The 17,227-nt window shown below is 41.2% G+C and carries 20 protein-coding genes; all 20 read left to right on the top strand.

Going from position 1 to position 17,227, the window contains the following annotated elements; genetic code table 11:
* Positions 1-77 precede the first annotated feature (77 nt).
* The 20 genes from spoIVA (at position 78) to qcrB (ending at position 17,223) form a co-directional block, all read left to right on the top strand.
* Positions 78-1,556: a stage IV sporulation protein A gene (spoIVA, locus tag KP77_RS10660; protein ID WP_041122710.1), complete on the top strand. Its 1,479-nt coding sequence runs from the start codon at positions 78-80 to the stop codon at positions 1,554-1,556.
* 321 nt (positions 1,557-1,877) lie between these two features.
* The gene (locus tag KP77_RS10655) at positions 1,878-2,150 is read left to right on the top strand and encodes an HU family DNA-binding protein (RefSeq protein WP_039809415.1); all 273 of its coding nucleotides are present in this window, start codon (positions 1,878-1,880) and stop codon (positions 2,148-2,150) included.
* 237 nt (positions 2,151-2,387) lie between these two features.
* The gene (folE, locus tag KP77_RS10650) at positions 2,388-2,915 is read left to right on the top strand and encodes a GTP cyclohydrolase I FolE (RefSeq protein ID WP_407637924.1); all 528 of its coding nucleotides are present in this window, start codon (positions 2,388-2,390) and stop codon (positions 2,913-2,915) included.
* A gap of 16 nt (positions 2,916-2,931) precedes the next feature.
* Positions 2,932-3,162 carry a trp RNA-binding attenuation protein MtrB gene (gene mtrB, locus KP77_RS10645; protein ID WP_041122709.1) on the top strand — a complete coding sequence of 77 codons (231 nt, stop codon included), beginning with the start codon at positions 2,932-2,934 and terminating at the stop codon, positions 3,160-3,162.
* A gap of 123 nt (positions 3,163-3,285) precedes the next feature.
* Positions 3,286-4,062, top strand: coding sequence for a heptaprenyl diphosphate synthase component 1 (locus KP77_RS17565; RefSeq protein WP_052474082.1), 777 nt, complete (start codon positions 3,286-3,288; stop codon positions 4,060-4,062).
* Between the two features lie 2 nt (positions 4,063-4,064).
* Positions 4,065-4,766 carry a demethylmenaquinone methyltransferase gene (locus KP77_RS10635; RefSeq protein ID WP_041122708.1) on the top strand — a complete coding sequence of 234 codons (702 nt, stop codon included), beginning with the start codon at positions 4,065-4,067 and terminating at the stop codon, positions 4,764-4,766.
* Between the two features lie 24 nt (positions 4,767-4,790).
* Complete coding sequence (gene hepT, locus KP77_RS10630; protein ID WP_041122707.1) at positions 4,791-5,753, top strand: heptaprenyl diphosphate synthase component II; 963 nt, start codon at positions 4,791-4,793, stop codon at positions 5,751-5,753.
* Positions 5,754-5,845: 92 nt separating this feature from the next.
* Positions 5,846-6,292, top strand: a complete 447-nt coding sequence (gene ndk / locus KP77_RS10625; protein ID WP_041122706.1) for a nucleoside-diphosphate kinase — start codon at positions 5,846-5,848, stop codon at positions 6,290-6,292.
* A 97-nt stretch (positions 6,293-6,389) separates the two neighbouring features.
* A complete protein-coding gene (locus KP77_RS10620) occupies positions 6,390-7,163 on the top strand; it encodes a CheR family methyltransferase (RefSeq protein ID WP_041122705.1) in 774 nt (257 codons plus the stop codon).
* Between the two features lie 91 nt (positions 7,164-7,254).
* Positions 7,255-8,427 carry a chorismate synthase gene (gene aroC, locus KP77_RS10615; protein ID WP_041122817.1) on the top strand — a complete coding sequence of 391 codons (1,173 nt, stop codon included), beginning with the start codon at positions 7,255-7,257 and terminating at the stop codon, positions 8,425-8,427.
* 1 nt (position 8,428) lies between these two features.
* Complete coding sequence (gene aroB / locus KP77_RS10610) at positions 8,429-9,505, top strand: 3-dehydroquinate synthase (RefSeq protein WP_041122704.1); 1,077 nt, start codon at positions 8,429-8,431, stop codon at positions 9,503-9,505.
* Complete coding sequence (aroH, locus tag KP77_RS10605; protein ID WP_041122703.1) at positions 9,502-9,882, top strand: chorismate mutase; 381 nt, start codon at positions 9,502-9,504, stop codon at positions 9,880-9,882. The genes aroB and aroH overlap by 4 nt, the downstream gene beginning before the upstream one ends.
* Positions 9,882-10,967, top strand: a complete 1,086-nt coding sequence (gene hisC / locus KP77_RS10600; protein WP_041122702.1) for a histidinol-phosphate transaminase — start codon at positions 9,882-9,884, stop codon at positions 10,965-10,967. Before aroH ends, hisC begins: the two co-directional genes overlap by 1 nt.
* A gap of 13 nt (positions 10,968-10,980) precedes the next feature.
* On the top strand, positions 10,981-12,084 hold the full coding sequence (locus KP77_RS10595; protein WP_041122701.1) for a prephenate dehydrogenase: 1,104 nt from the start codon (positions 10,981-10,983) through the stop codon (positions 12,082-12,084).
* 24 nt (positions 12,085-12,108) lie between these two features.
* On the top strand, positions 12,109-13,389 hold the full coding sequence (gene aroA / locus KP77_RS10590; protein ID WP_041122700.1) for a 3-phosphoshikimate 1-carboxyvinyltransferase: 1,281 nt from the start codon (positions 12,109-12,111) through the stop codon (positions 13,387-13,389).
* Between the two features lie 142 nt (positions 13,390-13,531).
* Complete coding sequence (locus KP77_RS10585; RefSeq protein WP_041122699.1) at positions 13,532-14,785, top strand: tetratricopeptide repeat protein; 1,254 nt, start codon at positions 13,532-13,534, stop codon at positions 14,783-14,785.
* A 13-nt stretch (positions 14,786-14,798) separates the two neighbouring features.
* Positions 14,799-15,338 (top strand): ReoY family proteolytic degradation factor, encoded by a 540-nt coding sequence (locus KP77_RS10580; protein WP_041122698.1) that lies wholly within the window; start codon positions 14,799-14,801, stop codon positions 15,336-15,338.
* A 72-nt stretch (positions 15,339-15,410) separates the two neighbouring features.
* Complete coding sequence (locus KP77_RS10575; protein ID WP_041122697.1) at positions 15,411-15,872, top strand: YpiF family protein; 462 nt, start codon at positions 15,411-15,413, stop codon at positions 15,870-15,872.
* A gap of 149 nt (positions 15,873-16,021) precedes the next feature.
* Positions 16,022-16,534: a QcrA and Rieske domain-containing protein gene (locus KP77_RS10570; RefSeq protein ID WP_041122696.1), complete on the top strand. Its 513-nt coding sequence runs from the start codon at positions 16,022-16,024 to the stop codon at positions 16,532-16,534.
* 14 nt (positions 16,535-16,548) lie between these two features.
* Positions 16,549-17,223, top strand: a complete 675-nt coding sequence (gene qcrB, locus KP77_RS10565) for a menaquinol-cytochrome c reductase cytochrome b subunit (protein ID WP_041122695.1) — start codon at positions 16,549-16,551, stop codon at positions 17,221-17,223.
* Positions 17,224-17,227 lie beyond the last annotated feature (4 nt).

Raw genomic sequence — 17,227 nt, 5'->3', positions numbered from 1 at the left:
TTGAGCCGGTTTTTGTTCTTTTTGCAGCATGTCCTCATAGACTATTATTGCGTGAGCTGAAACAGGGAGGCATGCAGATGGAAAAGCAAAATGTATTCGAACATATCGCTGAAAGAACAGGGGGGGATATTTATATCGGAGTGGTGGGACCTGTCAGAACAGGGAAGTCCACATTTATAAAGAAAATGATGGAGCTCGCAGTGATTCCGCATATGAAAAACCCCGCCGAGAAAGAACGGGCACAGGATGAACTTCCACAGAGTGCTGCCGGAAGAACCATTATGACGACTGAGCCGAAATTCATACCGAATCAGGCAGTTAAAATTACTGTTTCAGAAGGTCTGGATGTCAATGTAAGGATGGTAGACTGTGTAGGGTATACGATCCCCGGTGCTAAAGGACATGAAGATGAATATGGGCCACGAATGGTACACACTCCCTGGTACGAAGAGCCAATACCTTTTGATGAGGCTGCGGAAGCCGGGACGAGAAAAGTCATTCAGGACCACTCTACGATCGGGGTCATGATGTCGACTGATGGCACTATAGGAGAAATTCCAAGAGAGAGCTATGAAGAAACAGAAGAAAGAATTATTGCAGAATTAAAAGAAGTGGGTAAACCATTCATTATGGTGCTTAATAGTGCCAGACCTTATCAGGAGCAGACTGAAAACCTGAGAAGGGAATTGCAGGTTAAATATGATATTCCGGTTGTTGCAATGAGTGTTGAAAGCATGCGTGAAGCAGATGTCATGATGGTGTTAAAAGAAGCTCTATACGAATTTCCCGTATTGGAAGTGAATGTACAGCTGCCGGGCTGGGTAATGGTGCTCGATCAGGAGCACTGGCTCCGGAGCCATTTTGAAACAGCCATTACTGATGTGATTCATGATATCAGAAGAATACGGGATGTGGATCGTGTTGTGAGGCAGTTTGAAGAGTTTGAACATGTTGATACTGCTCAGCTCTCTGCGATGGATATGGGGGGAGGAGTAGCCAATATAGACCTTCACGCTGCAGACGACCTGTTTGATCAGGTTATCGAAGAGCTGATCGGGGAGCGGGTTACAGGGAAAGATCATTTCTTAACCTTAATTAAGGACTACACAGAAGCTAAAAAAGAGTACGATCAATTTTCAGAAGCGCTGAAAATGGTCCGTCAGACGGGATATGGTATTGCGGCCCCTGTGTTATCTGATATGAGCCTTGATGAACCGGAAATCATCCGGCAGGGTGCAAGGTACGGAGTGAGGTTGAAGGCTGTAGCGCCATCTATTCACATGATTAAAGTGGATGTCGAGTCAGAATTTTCACCGATCATCGGAACTGAAAAACAAAGTGAAGAACTGGTACGTTATCTCATGCAGGATTTTGAAGATGATCCGCTTTCAATCTGGAGTTCAGATATATTTGGAAGAAGTCTGAGTTCAATTGTAAGGGAAGGGATTCAGGCCAAGCTTGCCATTATGCCTGAAAATGCAAGATATAAACTGAAAGAGACATTAGAAAGAGTCATCAATGAAGGTTCCGGTGGAATGATTGCCATTATCCTTTAAGAACAATGATCCGTTTTTGTCTTTGCGCAGCCCGGTTAGTGGGCTGTTTTTTTATTTTAAAAGTAATGATGACAAAGGTATCATTATATGCGTATTATAGGTTAATTTACCTTGTTTATGGCTATAATAAGAAGAGATTCCCAATAATTATCGTATAATTCTTGCTAATGTATTTTTTATGTGATAATCTTTTAACAGAATTGATCTAAAACATTGATTCTATGGGCTTTTTAACGATTATTTCTGATCGTGAAGATGCTTTTCAATGTTCACTAAGTAACAGAGACTTGCCCATAACTTTTTTGGGAGGAGGTGAATGACGTGAACAAGACTGAACTGATTAATGCAGTTGCTGAATCTGCGGAACTTTCTAAAAAGGACGCAACTAAAGCAGTTGATGCAGTATTCGATACAGTACAAGATGCACTTGCTAAAGGTGATAAGGTACAACTGATTGGTTTTGGTAACTTCGAAGTACGCGAACGTGCAGCACGTAAAGGCCGTAACCCGCAGACTGGAGAAGAAATCGAAATCTCAGCAAGCAAAGTACCTGCTTTCAAACCAGGTAAAGCGCTAAAAGATGCTGTTAAATAATACATATCTTTAGCGAGCGAAACCGCACATTTATGTGCGGTTTTTTATTGAGTATGATAATCTGCACATTTACTGAGCTCTTGCCTTTGCGCCTGTGAAATGCGTTATGCTAATATGAAGTGAAATAAATGCAGTGCAGGAGGAATCGGCATGGACCATACTACAGAAAATATTACAACATTAAACAGCAATGATACGAACCGGGTTGACCGGGAAAAAATACAACGTGCAATTACAATGCTTTTAGAAGCTGTTGGAGAAGATCCGTCTAGAGAAGGTCTTCTTGATACACCTAAACGTGTAGCGAAAATGTATGAAGAAATGTTTTCGGGTCTTAATAGTGATCCAAAAGAATATTTCAAAACTGTTTTCAATGAAGACCATGAAGAACTTGTTTTCGTGAAGGATATTCCATTCCATTCTATGTGTGAGCATCACCTTGTACCGTTCTATGGTAAAGCGCATGTTGCATACCTTCCAAAGGATGGTAAGGTAACAGGTTTAAGTAAACTTGCAAGAGCGGTTGAAACGACTGCAAGAAGACCACAGCTGCAGGAGAGAATTACTTCGACTGTTGCAGATGCAATTATGGAAATGCTAGCTCCGCACGGTGCTTATGTGATCGTTGAAGCAGAACATATGTGTATGACAATGCGTGGAGTTAAAAAACCCGGAGCGAAAACAGTAACAACCGCTGCAAGAGGTGTTTATGAAGAGGACCATGTTCTTCGTAATGAAGTAATGACTCTTCTTAAAATGGATTAATAAAGGAGCGAAAACTGTGAGCGACCAAGGGAATTTTATTAGTATTAAAGCGCTTGAAGATGGGGTAAATGTAATCGGTCTGACAAGAGGAACCGATACAAAGTTTCATCACTCTGAAAAGCTGGACAAAGGTGAAGTGATGATTGCCCAATTCACAGAGCATACATCAGCAGTAAAAGTGCGTGGGAAGGCATCCATCCTTACTGCACATGGTGAAGTGCTGAGCGATGAAAAAGTGAAAAAATAATCCGCTCTAAGAAGCCAGCAAGCGCTGGCTTCTTTCAACTTCACAATGTCTGTACTGAATATGGTATAATAAGAGAGGTTTATTCATTTAATACATACGAACTAATGAAACGGGGAGAGAAAGATGAGCGATAAACAATCCGAACGCTGGATGAGCCAGACTGTTCAGCACATACTAGACCAAATTCATCATCCCTATCTCCATGCATCAATCGGTCAGCCTGAAATTGATATGGAGCGGCTGTCCCTGCTTTTACTCCCCTTTTACTTAAAAAATAAATATACGAACCTTGATCAATCCTATGTCTCTACTGCTATTTTGATCCAGCAGGCATTAGACACGCATGAAAAAGTTTCTATTACAGGTGAATCACACCGGATTAAGCAGCTTACAGTACTTGCCGGAGATTATTACAGTGGCCTGTATTACAAGATTCTATCAGGCATACCGGATATAGAGCTGATCAGAAAGATTGCTTTTTCAATTGAAGAGATTAATGAGCATAAAATTGAAATCACATCTGCACATGCGCTGACAGAAGATGAATTTCTGAACAGCCTGACGAAAATAGAATCTTCCATCATCACAAGTCTATTCAGACATCTCGGTTATGATGAAATGGTGCCGCTTGCAGAAAAACTTTTACTTGCTAACCGTTTAAAGCAGGAAGAAAGATCTTTTGCACAAGGTGATGACTCAAGTTTGTTTTATTTTTTTAAACATGGAAAACACCACATCAAAACATCAGACTACATGACAGCCTACAAACGTCTGATCAAGAGAATTTCAGGAGAGATTGAATATCTGGCGCGGGAACTTAACCTTCCATCTACTACTAAGAATTTGCCGATTTTCAGTTCTTTTTATGAAAAGTCGATTATTTATGCAGAGGAAGGATAATTATGCAGACAGAGAAAGAACAAAAAGTCCACGGGGTCTTTGAGAAAATTCATGGCCGTTACGATAAAATGAATTCTATTATCAGTTTTCAGCAGCACGTCCGCTGGAGAAAGTACACGATGGAAAAAATGCAGGTTGATACAGGCTCGAAAGCACTTGATGTGTGCTGCGGAACAGCTGACTGGACTATTGCGCTTGCAGAGGCTGCAGGTCCTGAAGGCGAAGTAGTAGGTCTGGATTTCAGTAAAAATATGCTTAAAACAGGTCATGAAAAAGTAAAGAATTATCCACAAATCTCACTTGTTCACGGTAATGCAATGGCATTACCATACGATGACAATTCATTTGATTATGTCACGATCGGTTTCGGACTGAGAAATGTACCTGATTATCTTCAGGTATTAAAAGAAATGAACAGGGTATTAAAACCGGGTGGAATGGCAGTCTGTCTTGAGACTTCACAGCCGACAATTCCAGGTTTCAGACAGTTGTATTACGCTTATTTCAAATATGTCATGCCGATTTTCGGAAAAATCCTTGCAAAAAGTTATAATGAGTATTCCTGGCTGCAGGAGTCAGCGAAAGACTTTCCGGGAGCCCGGCAGCTGGCTGACATGTTTGAAGAAGCAGGTTTTATAAGTGTGAACTATAAACAGTTCAGTGGCGGGGCAGCAGCAATGCACCTTGGGTATAAAAAAGCTTAAAAATGCAAATTAGGTGGAAGTGTTATGAAATTAACAATGCTCTATTCGTTTCTGAAAGCGGATATTGAAGAGGTCGAAAAGGAACTAAGTCAGGCAATTCATTCAGATACAGAGCTTCTAAAGGATGCTTCACTGCATTTACTTCAGGCCGGAGGAAAGAGAATCCGACCTGTTTTTGTCCTGCTCGCTGCCAAAACAGGTCAATATGATATTCACCGTGTGAAAAATGCTGCTGTTGCACTTGAACTGATTCATATGGCTTCACTTGTACATGATGATGTCATCGATAATGCAGATATGCGCCGGGGCAGAACGACAATTCAGGCGGAATGGAACAACCAGATTGCGATGTACACCGGAGATTATATGTTCGCAAGAGCGTTGAACTATATGACAGTGATCCAGAATCCATCTGCTCATAAAATTCTGTCAGATGCAATTGTTGAATTATGTATTGGTGAAATTGCGCAAATTCAGGATAAATACCGCTTTAATCAAAGCACCAGAGATTATTTCCGGCGGATTAAGAGAAAAACGGCCCTGTTGATTGCAGTAAGCTGTCAGCTCGGAGCAGTTGCAGGTAACGCATCTGCTGATATTCAAAAAAGACTCTACCGTTTTGGGTATTATGTTGGAATGGCTTATCAGATTACTGATGACATTCTTGATTTTACAAGTACTGAAAAAGAACTTGGTAAGCCTGCCGGAGGTGACCTGTTGCAGGGGAATATCACACTGCCTGTATTTTATGCGATGGAGAACCCTGAGATCAGCAGCAGAATCAAAAAAGTTCATGAAGAAATGCCGGGTGAGGATCTGCGGCAGATCATAGATGATATTTTAAAAACTGATGCAATTAAACGGTCCTCTGCAATCAGCCAGAGATATTTACGAAAAGCGCTCGACCAGCTTGATGAAATCCCCCAGTCTAAAGCTAAAAAGTCACTTCGCGATATTGCCCTCTTTATTGGAAAAAGAAAGTATTAAATTCCAATGAAAACGTTGCCAAAACGTTCAATGAGTGATAATCTTTTAGAGGGTCTTAAAGAGACCGACATACATAGTTGGGGGAATAGAGAATGGAAAAGACTTTTCTAATGGTTAAGCCTGATGGCGTACAAAGAGGGTTAATCGGTGAAGTGATCAGCCGATTCGAACGTAAAGGATTCAAACTTGCAGCTGCTAAGCTGATGGTTATTTCTGATGACCTGGCAAAGAAACATTATGGTGAACACGCTGATAAGCCGTTTTTTGGGGAACTAACGGATTTCATCACATCAGGTCCGGTTTTTGCAATGATCTGGGAAGGTGAAGATGTTGTCAAGACTGCACGTCATATGATGGGTGCTACTAAGCCTAGTGAAGCTGACCTCGGAACACTCAGAGGAGATTTTGGACTGACAGTAGGTAAAAACATCATTCACGGTTCTGACTCTCTTGAAAGTGCAGAACGTGAAATCACTCTTTTCTTTGGTGAAGATGCAGCACTTGAATACAAAAAATCATCCGATGAATGGGTTTATTAATTGGTAAAAGCACCTGAAGAGGTGCTTTTTTTTATAGCATTTTTTAAGATGTTTTTATATAGTAGCTATTAATAGTGCTAATAAATGAGGTGTACATATGACGAATGATTATTCAGGCTTTGTGACATATATAAAAAGTAAAACAGGAATTGACCTTGCGCTTTATAAAGAGGCTCAAATGAAAAGAAGACTGACTTCTCTATATGAGAAAAAAGGGTACGGATCTTTCAAGGAATTTTCAAGCGCATTAACTTCAGAACAGAATCTCATGGATGAATTTCTTGACCGGATGACGATTAATGTATCTGAGTTCTACAGGAACCAGAAAAGGTGGGAAGTACTTGAGACTAAAATCCTGCCTGATCTGATCAAAAGTCAATCGCAGCTGAAGGTGTGGAGTGCTGCATGCTCAACCGGTGAGGAGCCTTATTCACTGGCAATGGTGCTAAATAAAGTACAAAAAGGGCGTTTGAACAATATTCTTGCGACTGACCTTGACCGTCTGGCAATAGAGAAAGCAAAAATTGGACTTTATAATGAAAGGGCTCTTGCTGAAGTACCGGATGATATCAAAAAAGAACACTTTATTAAACAAGGTGCTTTCTTTAAAGTGTCAGACAAGATTAAAAGCAGTGTTACTTTCAAACAGCAAAATTTATTAAATGACCGCTTTGATACTGGATTTGATTTAATTGTCTGCAGGAATGTGATGATTTATTTTACAGAAGAAGCGAAAGATGAGCTCTATCATAAGTTCAGCCGAGCATTGAAAAAAGGGGGTATCCTTTTTGTTGGAAGTACTGAACAGATTTTTAATCCCGGAAAATATGGTTTTGAATCAATTGAAACATTTTTCTACCGGAAAATTTGAACTTGTCGGTTAATTTCACTACATACCTTCAAAAAAATATGTTAGACTGTACAAATATCACTTTAGCGAGTTGAAGGGGGAAAGTATTATGATGAGATACTTAACAGCAGGAGAGTCCCATGGACCTCAGCTGACAACAATCATTGAAGGACTTCCTGCGGGATTAGAGCTTGTGGCATCAGATATTAATGAACATCTTGCCAGAAGGCAAAAAGGTTATGGACGCGGCAGAAGAATGCAGATCGAGACAGACCAAGCCCAGATCTTAAGTGGAGTCAGACATGGTAAAACACTCGGATCGCCTATTGCGCTTGTTGTTGAGAATAAAGACTGGACTCACTGGACAAAGATTATGGGTTCAGAACCGCTCAGTGATGATGAGGAAAAGGAAGTAAGAAGAAAAATTACCAGACCGAGACCGGGACATGCTGATTTAAATGGAGGCATAAAATATGGCCACCGCGATATGCGTAACGTTCTTGAAAGATCATCGGCACGTGAAACGACTGTAAGAGTTGCAGCGGGTGCACTTGCTCAGAAAATCCTTAAAGATCTGAATATTAATATCGCCTGTCATGTGAGAGAAATTGGCGGTGTACAGGCGGACGTGATTGAAGGTTTGCCAGCAAAAGAAATCAGAAGTAAATCTGAAGAAAGCGAAGTAAGGTGTATTGATGCAGAAGCTTCAGAAAAAATGAAAACGGCAATCGATGAAGCTAAAAAGAATGGTGACTCAATCGGTGGAGTCGTGGAAGTAGTTGTGGAGAATGTTCCGGCAGGTTTAGGAAGCTACGTTCACTATGATAAAAAGCTCGATGCAAAGATTGCAGCTGCAATCATGAGTATTAATGCATTTAAAGGCGTCGAATTTGGTCTTGGTTTTGAAATGGCCCGTCTTCCGGGAAGTCAGGTTCACGATGAAATCGCCTGGTCTGAGGAGCAGGGCTACTACAGGAAATCCAATCGTCTAGGCGGTTTTGAAGGCGGTATGACAACCGGTATGCCGATCGTAGTCAAAGGGGTCATGAAACCGATCCCAACGCTTTATAAGCCGCTTGAGAGTGTGGATATTGACTCTAAGGAGCCATTTAGCGCAAGTATTGAACGTTCAGACAGCTGTGCGGTGCCTGCAGCTGCTGTTGTAGCAGAAGCAGTAGTAGCATGGGAGATCGCATGTGCAATATGCGATCAGTTTGACAGTGATCGTTTTGATCAATTAAAGCAATCTGTTGAACAGCACCGGGCATACGCTAAGGATTACTGATATGGAAAAGCTGATCATCCGGGCAGGGAATGACTACCCTGTTTTAATTGGTGAAAAAGCACTTGGCAAGCTGAAACAGTTCATTCATGATCTGTCTTCGGAAGTTACGTCTATTCTGCTTTTAGTAGATGAAACAGTGTATCAACATCATAAGGATATGATTCATGAAAGTATCCCGTTTGATGACTTTCATGTTCTGCCGGCCGGAGAAAAAGCAAAAACATTTGCTGTTTATGAGCAGGCGATGGGAAAAGCTCTTGAATCGGGGTTAGATCGTCAATCTCTCATTATTGCTTGTGGTGGGGGTGCAACAGGCGACCTTGCAGGGTTTACAGCTGCAACGTATATGAGAGGCATCAGATATATTCAGGTGCCTACAACCATCCTCGCACACGATAGTGCAGTGGGAGGGAAAACGGCTATTAATCATCCCCTTGGGAAAAATATGACCGGAAGCTTTCATCAGCCTTCTGCCGTTGTTTATGACAGCTCTTTTCTCAGAACGCTGCCTGAGCGTGAAATCAGGTCGGGTTTTGCAGAAGTGATTAAACATGCGTTAATAGCAGATAACGATTTTCTGAAAGAATTAATGAAACAAGTCACTGATTTCAAAACCCTTGATCAGGATTTCCTTCAGTATGCGCTTAAAAAGGGCATCCAGATTAAAGGTGAAATCGTGGCAAAAGACGAGCGGGAGCAGAATATCCGTGCCTTTTTAAATTTCGGTCACACTTATGGTCATGCTGTTGAAGCTTGGTCAGGTTATGGAGGCAAACTCCACGGTGAATGCGTGATGATTGGCATGGTCTATGCAATTCTGCTGAGTCAAAGGCAAACAGAACTAAAGTTTGATATAGCCGGCTTTTTAGAATGGGTTCATTCACTAGGATACGATACTAAGGCTGTAGCACCGTATGAAGAATTGCTTGCACTCATGAAGAAAGATAAAAAGAATCTGAAACACCAAATCCGCTTTGTCTTACTAGAAGAAGTGGGTAAGCCTGTGTTAAAAAGGATTGACCAGGAAGAGTTACTGCAGGTTCACCGACTACTGCAGCAGAGGGGGGAAACACATTGATCCGTGGTATTAGAGGGGCAACAACGGTAGAGTCAGATAAGGAAGAACTAGTAATTGAGGCTACTCTGTCTCTGCTTGAGGAGATGATTGAAAAAAATAATATTGATGCAGACGATACAGCCTCAGTATTTATATCAACTACTGACGATATTCGATCAGTGTTTCCTGCAAAAGCATTAAGAAAAATTGATGGCTGGCAATATGTGCCCGTCATGTGTATGCAGGAAATTCCTGTTAAAGATGCATTGCCGGGGTGTGTCAGAGTGATGGTGCATGTGAATACTGCGAAAAAACAGAAGGATATTTATCACATTTATCATCATGAGGCAGTAAAGTTACGTCCGGACCTTGCAATGACCGGAAAGGAGAATCAGTGATGTATATTAAAGATCAGGTTAAAAAACTATCACCATATAAACCTGGAAAAACAATAGAAGAAGTTAAAAATGAACTTGGACTTAAAGAAATCATTAAGCTTGCTTCTAACGAGAATCCGTTTGGCTGTTCAGATCAGGTTAAAAATCATATTAAAGATAACGCAATGAATTATGCAATTTACCCTGACGGCGGCGGAACAATACTCAGAAACGCGCTTGCAGCGTTTTACCATCTTTCAGGAAATCATTTTATTTTAGGGAACGGGTCGGATGAAATCATTCAGATTATCTCAAGAGCAATGCTTGATTCCTCTAAAAACACTGTAATGGCTGCTCCGACTTTCCCTCAATACAAACACAACGCTGTCATCGAAGGTGCTGAGGTGATAGAGGTTCCTCTTGTTGAAGGTCACCATAATCTTCAGGCCATGGCATCAGCAGTTAACGGACAAACAGCTGTAGTATGGGTGTGCAGCCCGAATAATCCGACTGGTGTCAGCATCGCTGAAAAAGATCTGGTACAATTCCTTGATCAGATTCCAAAAGATGTCCTGATTGTTCTTGATGAAGCTTATTATGAATATGTGACCGCAGAAGACTATTACAATGCTTTAGAACTCATCAACTCATATTCAAACCTGATCGTCACAAGAACGTTTTCAAAAGCTTACGGACTTGCCGGCTTCAGAGTCGGGTACGGAATTGCCAACCCTGCGCTGATACAATCTCTTGAACCGGTAAGAGAGCCTTTTAATACGAATGCACTGGCCCAGCAGGCAGCTGCAGCAGCCATTGGTGATCAGACGTTCATTGAAAGCTGCAGACAGCAGAATAGAGAAGGTATTCAAAAGTTTGAGCAATTCTGTCATGAGCATGGTCTTACGTATTATCCTTCACAGGGCAATTTTATTCTGGTTCATTTTAACCAGGATGCAGATGACTTATTTGAAGCCCTGTTAAGAAAAGGAATCATTGTTAGAAGCGGACAGGCACTTGGCTTCCCTAACAGCCTGAGAATCACGATCGGCAGCAGTGATCAGGTTGATAAGACGCTTAAAGCAATCAGGGAGACTATCTCACATTAAAGGTTGTGAACGTATGAATGGCAATGTGTTTATTATTGGGCTCGGGTTGATTGGAGGCTCAATCGGTTTATCAATACTGAAAGAATATCCCGGGGCAACTGTGACCGGCTTTGATATAAAAAAAGAAGAGATCAGACTCGCAAAAGCACTTAACGCTATCAGTCAGGGGTCTGACTCCTTACAGGAGGATGCTGAACGTGCAGACTTGATTATTATCTGTACACCTGTAAATGAAACGGTTGAGCTGATGAAGACCATATCTTCATTCAATCTTAAACCTGGTGTCATCGTGACAGATGTCGGTAGTACAAAAAAGAGAATTATGGAATCGAGTCATCTGTTCTCTGAAAAGGGGATATCATTCATAGGCGGACATCCGATGGCAGGTTCACATAAAAGTGGTGTCTCCGCTGCCAAAGCGATTCTTTTTGAAAATGCATTTTATCTATTAACACCTGCAGAGCCTCATGATACCGAATCCGTTGCAGCACTGAAAAAATGGCTGAAGGGCAGTAAAGCGAAGTTTCTTGAAGTGAAGCCTGAAGAGCATGATCATATCACCGGAATGGTCAGTCATTTTCCACATATTATCGCATCATCACTTGTCCATCAGGTAAAAGATAATTATCAGAGGCAGCCTCTCATTTCCAGTCTTGCTGCGGGAGGGTTCAGGGATATATCGAGAATTGCCTCTTCAAACCCTGAAATGTGGAGAGATATAACCGTTCACAATATCGATACCCTCAAAACCCTGATGTCAGAGTGGCAGGAAGAAATGAATCGTGTGATCGACATGCTCGAAAGAAATAACGCAGCGGATATTCATGCGTATTTTTCAGAAGCAAAAACATTCAGGGATTCCATGCCAATACTGCAAAAAGGTGCGATTCCCTCTTTTTACGACCTGTTTGTGGATGTGCCGGATTACCCCGGTGTCATTTCAGAGATAACAGGTATTTTAGCGAAGGAAGAAATCAGTATCGTTAACCTCAGAATTATGGAAACGAGAGAAGATATTTACGGGGTTTTAACGATCAGTTTTCAGACTGAGGAAGATCGCAAGCGCGGAGCTGACTGCATTTCGTCAGTGACTGAGTATGACGTGTTTACAGTATAGAATAATTGTGTGAGGAGTTTTGTAATGAAGACACTTCAATATAAGAGCCCTTCTGTAAAGGGAACAATTAAAGTACCCGGAGACAAATCCATCTCTCACAGATCGATTATGTTTGGCGCAATTGCAGAAGGAACGACAAAAGTAACAGGCTTCCTCAAAGGTGATGACTGCCTGGCAACAATTGATTGCTTCAGAAAAATGGGAGTTCAGATCACTGAAAACGGTGATGAAATACTGATTGAAGGAAAAGGGTTTTCAGGCCTGAAAGAACCTGAGGAAGTCCTTTATACAGGGAATTCAGGTACAACAACCAGACTGCTTCTCGGCATACTTGCAGGACGACCTTTTCATTCTGTTGTTACAGGGGATGAATCAATAGCAAAACGTCCAATGAACAGAGTGACAGATCCACTGAGAGAAATGGGGGCGCGAATTGACGGAAGAGACGACGGCAATTTAACACCTCTTTCTATCCGTGGAGGAGCACTTCATGCTTTCCGCTATGAACTGCCTGTTGCCAGTGCACAGTTAAAGTCTGCATTAATACTTGCAGGGCTTCAGTCTGAAGAAGATACAATCATCGTTGAACCTCAAAAAACGAGAGATCACACAGAAAAAATGATCAGGCACTTTGGCGGTAATATAAAGAGGGAAGGCTCTACCATTACAGTCAGTGGACATCAGTCCTTCAAAGCAAAGCATGTTCAGGTTCCGGGAGATATCTCTTCTGCAGCCTTTTTCCTTACAGCAGCAGCCGTTACTAAAAACAGCTCACTCTTGCTGAAAAAAGTCGGTATTAATGACACGAGAACAGGTATCATCGAAGTACTGAAACAGATGAACGCTGATTTTGAAGTAACGCCTGTCAATCATGATGAAGAGCCAATAGGGGAAATATCTATTAAGAGCAGTAAGCTAAATGCCTGCACAGTTGATGGGGACCTGATTCCAAAACTGATCGATGAAATTCCGATTATCGCACTGCTTGCTACACAGGCCAACGGAAAAACCGTGATTAAAGATGCCGAAGAGCTGAAAGTGAAAGAGACGAACCGTATAGATGCGGTAGTTGAAGAGCTGAAAAAGCTTGGAGCTGATATCGAGGCAACTGATGATGGAATGATCATTCAGGGGCCAACACAGTTAACCGGAGCTGAGACTGATTCAAGAGGTGATCACCGTATTGGGATGATGCTCGCGGTTGCATCTCTGATTACAAACGGGGAAGTGCATATTAAAAATCCTGAGTGTATCAGTGTCTCATACCCTGAATTTTTTGAAGACCTCGAATCAGTAACAAGCTAATGAGCAGATTTTTCTGCTCTTTTTTATTGCAAAAAAAGGATTTTACTTTTCTAAAGAGAATACTACATACAAGAGATTATAGTTGAATCTGATCTCAGGTTCTTTTATTCTATTATGATAAATGAACGAAAGAAGGTATAAAATGAACCAACTACAAACGCTGATTGAGCACCTTCACGCAGGTAGTCTCGAAGAAGCAATGAAAATATATAGTGATTTAAAAAGAACAGGTTCAGATGATGAAAAATATGAAGCGGCAGAAGCCCTGTACAGTCTCGGATTTTTAGAGCAAAGCATTGATCTATATGAAGATTTACTTGAACTTTATCCTGAAGAAACCGAGCTAGTCATGTTAAAAGCAGAAGCCCACGCAGAACTCGATCAGATTGAGGAAGCAATGCTGCTGCTTGAACAAATCAACAGTTCAAATGAATTTTATTCACGCGCTATGCTGCTGTCAGCTGATCTGTATCATATGCAGGGTCTTCATGAGGTAAGTGAACAAAAACTGCTTCAGGCATACGAGCACGAAAAAAATGAAGAAACCATTCAGTTTGCGCTTGCAGAATTTTATATCCAGCAGGGAAGGTTTTTAGAAGCAATCAGGTTTTACAAAATGCTGTCTGAAGAAGAAATAGTAGGTGTTTTAATCAGTAAGAGATTAGGGGAATGCTACAGCGCAGGAGGCTCATTTGAAGAAGCTCTTCCATACTATGAAGATGCGCTACACCATGAAAGAGATGCTGAAACACTGTTTCAATATGGATTCACAGCTTACCAGTCAGGGCATTATATAACTGCTGCAGAAGTACTTGAAGAGTTAATAGAACTTGATCCTGATTATCACAGTGCCTACAAGCTGCTTGCAGCTGCATATGAACATGAAGAAGATCTGGAGAACGCGATCGAAGCGGCTGTTAAAGGCTTAAAAAGCGATCCGTTTAACAAAGAACTCTTCCATACTGCGGGTAAATTGTCATTGAAAACGGGTGACGAGCAAAAAGCTGAAGACTTTCTAAGACAGGCCATTGCCATTGATCCTGATTATCTTGAAGCTGCACTTGTACTCAATAAAGTGTTACTCAGACAGGAAAAAGCGGATGAATGCCTAGAAGTGATCATTACCGTTCAGGAATCCGGCGAAGATGATCCGCAATTTCTGTGGGATGCTGCAAAAGCATATGAATTGAAAGAAGAATATTCTAAAGCCTCGGAAGAATATAAAAAAGCTTATGTGGTATATAATGATCATAGTGATTTTCTAACAGATTTCGGCAGCTTTCTTCTTGAGGAAGGACGTCACCGGGAGGCACTGACAATTTATCAGAAACTCCTTGAAAAAGATCCTGCAAATGAAGAATGGCAGATGAATGTAGATCATTTATCGAGAGAGTAAAGGAGGGATTGGCTTGGCCCCGTCAATTTCAGCTAATGAGAAAAAAGACTTTATTAAATGGTTTTTACAGCATTATGAATTAAAGAAAAGAGAATCGGTATGGATTATGAATTATCTGCTGAGCCACGAACAACTGATTGAAAACCTGCATTTTGTTGAAGATGCCAGATACTGTCCTCGTGGTATTGTCATGTCAGCAACATGTACAGATGAAGTGCCTTTCCGTTTTTATAAGGGGCACGTCATGACGACGGATGCTGAAAAGTCATTTCATGATATACGGCTCCACCGGGATGAAGATTTATATATACAATTGAACTTTGAATCTGCGTATTCATCCTATCAGTATGCAGCAGTGCTTGAAGAGAATCCTTATATCAGAGAGGAACTTAAGCTGACAGCAAATGAAAAGAAATTAGCTGAAAAATTTTTGGCTGACAGTATTCATGAAAATCAGCGTGCACAGCTGATGCGGCAAATAGATGAAGCGCTTGACAGCAATGACCGTGAAAAGTTTGAACAGCTTTCCGGTCTATTGAAAGGTATGAATTAACAGACAGCATTTGCTGTCTGTATTTTTATGCTACAATTTAAAGGAATAAATCAGTTTTTAGGAGTGAGTGTCATGATTTGGAACACAAAGGATATTCTGCTGTACTTTCAGGAAAAGAAATATATAGATACTGCAGTCATTCCACTTTTACCGGTCAGTTTTGGAGAGGATGCAAAACAGGAAGCGGATCAGGCAGAATTCATTCCGCTTGTTACAGCTTTACTTGAAAAACAGTTTAAGGGGCGTATGCTGCTGCTGCCGCCTTATACATATTTTTCAACTGAAAGTGATGAACAGAAAAAAAACAGATTGAATGAGTGGACAACAAACTTAAAAGACCAGGGGTTTACTCACGTTTTTCTGGTAACATCTGATTCATTCTGGAGACTGGCTGAAGATGAGATGGCTTCAGAATTAATCTGGCTGCCATCTATTCCTATGGAACATATGGATGGGAAATATAAGCAGAAAATGATAGAAGATCAGGTTAGTCAGCTACTTAAAATTGTTGTTGGAAAATGGCAGAAAAATTAACGTTCAAAAAAACTTCACATAGTTGAAATGAAAAGGTTTAACCGATTATTGACCTTGATAATATATTGATATATCATGAATATGTCCTAGTTATATATTTGTGCGAAAAATGTCCGATGGACTGACCTGAAGGTAGAGGGGGGAAATTAATGAGTAATCAGCGTGTTTCACGTCGTCAATTTTTAAACTATACATTAACTGGTGTAGGCGGTTTCATGGCGGCAGGAATGCTAATGCCAATGGTGCGTTTTGCAATTGATCCTGTTTTAACTGCTGAAGCAGGCGGGGATTTCATCTCCACTGGTACTTCAATTGATGAGTTGAGTGATGTTCCGACTCGCGTAGACTTTTCTTATGAGCAGGTTGATGCATGGTATACGTCTGAAGTAACTAATACTGCATGGGTTTATTTAGATGAAAGCCAGAATGTCATTGCACTGAATCCAACGTGTAAGCATTTAGGCTGTACTGTAAGCTGGGAAGGTAGAGAAAGTGATCCTAACAGATTCTTCTGCCCTTGCCACAATGGTTTATATGAGAAATCCGGTAAAAACGTACCGGGGACGCCACCGACTGCTCCTCTTGACATGTACGAGACAAGAGTATCTGACGATGGCATCCTGCAGCTTGGACAAGTTGTTCCAAACACAATTGCAAAGTAAAGGAGGCGTAATGGGTGCTAAATAAGATTTATGATTGGGTAGATGAGCGGTTGGATATCACCCCGATGTGGCGTGACATTGCCGATCACGAAGTTCCTGAGCACGTTAACCCTGCTCATCACTTCTCGGCATTTGTTTACTGTTTCGGCGGTTTGACATTCTTTGTAACCGTTATACAGATCTTATCCGGAATGTTTTTAACAATGTATTATGTGCCTGATATTGAAAATGCGTGGCGCTCTGTTTATTACTTACAAAATGAAGTTGCCTTCGGCGTAATTGTCCGGGGAATGCACCACTGGGGAGCCAGTCTTGTTATTGTCATGATGTTTCTTCATACTTTACGGGTATTCTTCACAGGTGCATACAAAAAACCGCGTGAGCTTAACTGGGTAGTAGGCGTATTGATTTTCTTCGTTATGCTTGGACTTGGTTTCACTGGTTATCTATTACCTTGGGATATGAAGGCACTATTTGCAACAAAGGTAGGAATTGAAATTGCTGCTGCTACACCACTGATCGGTGAGCAAATCCGTGTTCTATTAGCAGGGGACCCTAATATTTTAGGTGCTCAGACACTGACTAGATTCTTTGCTATTCACGTATTCTTCCTGCCAGGTGCTCTGCTTGGTCTGATGGCAGCCCACTTTATTATGATTCGTAAGCAGGGTATTTCAGGCCCGCTATAAAATT

Source organism: Jeotgalibacillus alimentarius (assembly GCF_000829445.1).
Lineage (GTDB): Bacteria > Bacillota > Bacilli > Bacillales > Jeotgalibacillaceae > Jeotgalibacillus > Jeotgalibacillus alimentarius.
Note: the sequence above shows the minus strand (reverse complement) of the source record. Positions and strands in the feature narration are given on the sequence as shown.

Excerpts from the sequence above, each read along its gene's own strand:
- hepT (WP_041122707.1), top strand. The coding sequence starts at position 4,791 with ATGAAATTAACAATGCTCTATTCGTTTCTGAAAGCGGATATTGAAGAG.
- KP77_RS10585 (WP_041122699.1), top strand. The coding sequence starts at position 13,532 with ATGAACCAACTACAAACGCTGATTGAGCACCTTCACGCAGGTAGTCTC.
- folE (WP_407637924.1), top strand. The coding sequence starts at position 2,388 with ATGCTTTTAGAAGCTGTTGGAGAAGATCCGTCTAGAGAAGGTCTTCTT.
- ndk (WP_041122706.1), top strand. The coding sequence starts at position 5,846 with ATGGAAAAGACTTTTCTAATGGTTAAGCCTGATGGCGTACAAAGAGGG.
- aroC (WP_041122817.1), top strand. The coding sequence starts at position 7,255 with ATGAGATACTTAACAGCAGGAGAGTCCCATGGACCTCAGCTGACAACA.
- aroA (WP_041122700.1), top strand. The coding sequence starts at position 12,109 with ATGAAGACACTTCAATATAAGAGCCCTTCTGTAAAGGGAACAATTAAA.
- KP77_RS10620 (WP_041122705.1), top strand. The coding sequence starts at position 6,390 with ATGACGAATGATTATTCAGGCTTTGTGACATATATAAAAAGTAAAACA.
- KP77_RS17565 (WP_052474082.1), top strand. The coding sequence starts at position 3,286 with ATGAGCGATAAACAATCCGAACGCTGGATGAGCCAGACTGTTCAGCAC.
- aroB (WP_041122704.1), top strand. The coding sequence starts at position 8,429 with ATGGAAAAGCTGATCATCCGGGCAGGGAATGACTACCCTGTTTTAATT.
- spoIVA (WP_041122710.1), top strand. The coding sequence starts at position 78 with ATGGAAAAGCAAAATGTATTCGAACATATCGCTGAAAGAACAGGGGGG.
- KP77_RS10570 (WP_041122696.1), top strand. The coding sequence starts at position 16,022 with ATGAGTAATCAGCGTGTTTCACGTCGTCAATTTTTAAACTATACATTA.
- hisC (WP_041122702.1), top strand. The coding sequence starts at position 9,882 with ATGTATATTAAAGATCAGGTTAAAAAACTATCACCATATAAACCTGGA.
- KP77_RS10595 (WP_041122701.1), top strand. The coding sequence starts at position 10,981 with ATGAATGGCAATGTGTTTATTATTGGGCTCGGGTTGATTGGAGGCTCA.
- KP77_RS10635 (WP_041122708.1), top strand. The coding sequence starts at position 4,065 with ATGCAGACAGAGAAAGAACAAAAAGTCCACGGGGTCTTTGAGAAAATT.
- KP77_RS10575 (WP_041122697.1), top strand. The coding sequence starts at position 15,411 with ATGATTTGGAACACAAAGGATATTCTGCTGTACTTTCAGGAAAAGAAA.